Raw genomic sequence first — 1973 nt, forward strand, 5'->3', positions numbered from 1 at the left:
ATCCACGCCGTCATGCCGAGCGGGATCAGGAAAAAGACGACGACCAGCGCGCCAGCCGCCAACAATGGATCGGCCTGCTCTATGTCGCGCCGGCTGTCGCGCTGGTCGTCGTCTTTTTCCTGATCCCGCTCGGCATGACGGCGTGGATGTCGCTGCACAACTGGCCCTTGATGGGCGAGCATAGCTACATCGGCCTCGGCAACTACGTCGCCATCCTGCGCGACACCAGGTTCTGGAACGCGCTGCGCTTCACCGCCTTCTACACGGTGATCGTCACCATCGCGATCTTCGTGGTGGCCTTTCCGCTGGCGCTGTTCGTCGAACGGCCGCGGCCGCTGACCAATCTCTACCGCACCATGTTCTTCATGCCGGCGGTTGTCGGTTTCGCCTCGGCCAGCCTGCTCTGGTCGTGGTTGCTGAATGTCGATTCCGGCCTGTTCAGCCCGGCTGCCTACGACCTCGGACTGATCGACAGGAAGTTCAACCTTCTGGCCACCTTCCAGCCGGCCTTCTGGTCGATCATCGCCATGGTCGTCTGGAAGGTCGCCGGCTTCACCATGATCATCCTGATGGCCGGCCTGCAATCGATCCCGCAGGACCTGCAGGAGGCGGCCGTCATCGACGGTGCCGGGCCTTTCGCCAGGTTCAGGGCGATCACCCTGCCGCTGATGCGCCGCACGCTGGCGCTGGCGCTGATCCTGTCGGTCGCCGGCTCGATCCTCGCCTTCGACCAGTTCTACATCATCCTGCGCGGCGGCCCGCGCAACCAGACGCTGACGGCGGTCTACTGGATCTTCAACCAGTCCTTCGTGTCGTTCAAGCTCGGCTATGGCGCGGCACTTTCCATGGTGCTGCTGGTCATCCTGGTGGCGCTCAGCCTCGTCCAGCTATGGTTGTTGCGCAAGCCGGAGGGTCTCGACTGATGGCGCAGGCAGCCTCCCGTAGCCGCCGGCTCCTGAGCCGCGTCGCAGAGCATTCTACCGGCATCGTCGCCTCGGTGCTGTTCGCCGCGCCGATTGTTTGGGCGGTGCTGTCGGCGTTCAAGCCGGCGGCCGAAGCACGCCTGCCGCCGCTGCCGCCGTGGCCGACGTCGGGGTTCTCGCTGGAGAACTATGCCACGCTCAACAGCTTCGGCGACGGGCTGTGGGTCTCGGCGCAAAACAGCATCTATGTCTCGGTGATGACGGTGGTGCTGTCGGTCGCCGTCAGCGTGCTGGCCGGCTACGGCTTTTCGCGGTTCCGGTTTCCGTTCAAGGACCTGTTCTTCATCCTCATCCTGTCGACGATCATGATCCCGTTTCAGTCGATCCTGACGCCGATCTTCCTGGTGCTGACCAAGCTTGGCCTGCACAACACCCTGACCGGCCTGGTCGGCGTCTATGTGACGCTGCAACTGCCGTTCTCGATCTTCATGATGCGCAACGCCTTCGACGCCGTGCCGCGCGAAATCGAGGAGGCCGCCCGCATGGACGGCGCCAGCAATCTCACCATGCTTTTGAAAGTGATGCTGCCGCTGGTCTGGCCGGGCGTGGTCACCATCGCCCTGTTTGCCTTCCTCGGCGCCTGGAACGAATTCCTCGCCGCCCTCGTGCTGATGACCGACCAGTCCAAGTTCACGCTGCCGGTGATGATGACCGCACTGCAGTCGGGCCGCTTCGGCGCCATCGACTGGGGCGCGGTGCAGGCGGGCGTCACCGTGATGATGGTGCCGTGCCTCATCCTCTTCCTGGCGCTGCAGCGCTTCTACATCCGCGGCCTGATGGCCGGGGCCGTCAAATAGAATGGAGTAAGTTCATGACCGCATCGCCATCCGCAAAAACCGGAAAACCGAAGCTCGCCTTCCGCCCGCTGCCGGTGCCGCAGGTCGACGTGCACGGCTTCTGGGGCGACCGCGCCGACGCTGTCGCCACACGCACCGCCGACATCCTCTACGAGCGCTGCGTCGAGGCCCGCATGCTGGAGCAGATCGATCC

The 1973-nt window shown here is 64.3% G+C and carries 2 protein-coding genes and 1 pseudogene; all 3 read left to right on the forward strand.

Going from position 1 to position 1973, the window contains the following annotated elements; all coding sequences use genetic code 11:
- The first annotated feature begins 68 nt into the window (after nucleotides 1-68).
- Nucleotides 69-923 carry a sugar ABC transporter permease gene (locus tag EN984_RS32675; RefSeq protein ID WP_164765832.1) on the forward strand — a complete coding sequence of 285 codons (855 nt, stop codon included), beginning with the start codon at nucleotides 69-71 and terminating at the stop codon, nucleotides 921-923.
- Nucleotides 923-1780: a carbohydrate ABC transporter permease gene (locus EN984_RS32680; RefSeq protein ID WP_127272570.1), complete on the forward strand. Its 858-nt coding sequence runs from the start codon at nucleotides 923-925 to the stop codon at nucleotides 1778-1780. The genes EN984_RS32675 and EN984_RS32680 overlap by 1 nt, the downstream gene beginning before the upstream one ends.
- Before the next feature lie 14 nt (nucleotides 1781-1794).
- Nucleotides 1795-1973, forward strand: a pseudogene (locus EN984_RS39115) (glycoside hydrolase family 127 protein); the annotation flags it as partial.

It is taken from the genome of Mesorhizobium sp. M7A.F.Ca.CA.004.12.1.1 (genome assembly GCF_003997835.1).
Taxonomy (GTDB): domain Bacteria; phylum Pseudomonadota; class Alphaproteobacteria; order Rhizobiales; family Rhizobiaceae; genus Mesorhizobium.

Excerpts from the sequence above, each read along its gene's own strand:
- EN984_RS32680 (WP_127272570.1), top strand. The coding sequence starts at position 923 with ATGGCGCAGGCAGCCTCCCGTAGCCGCCGGCTCCTGAGCCGCGTCGCA.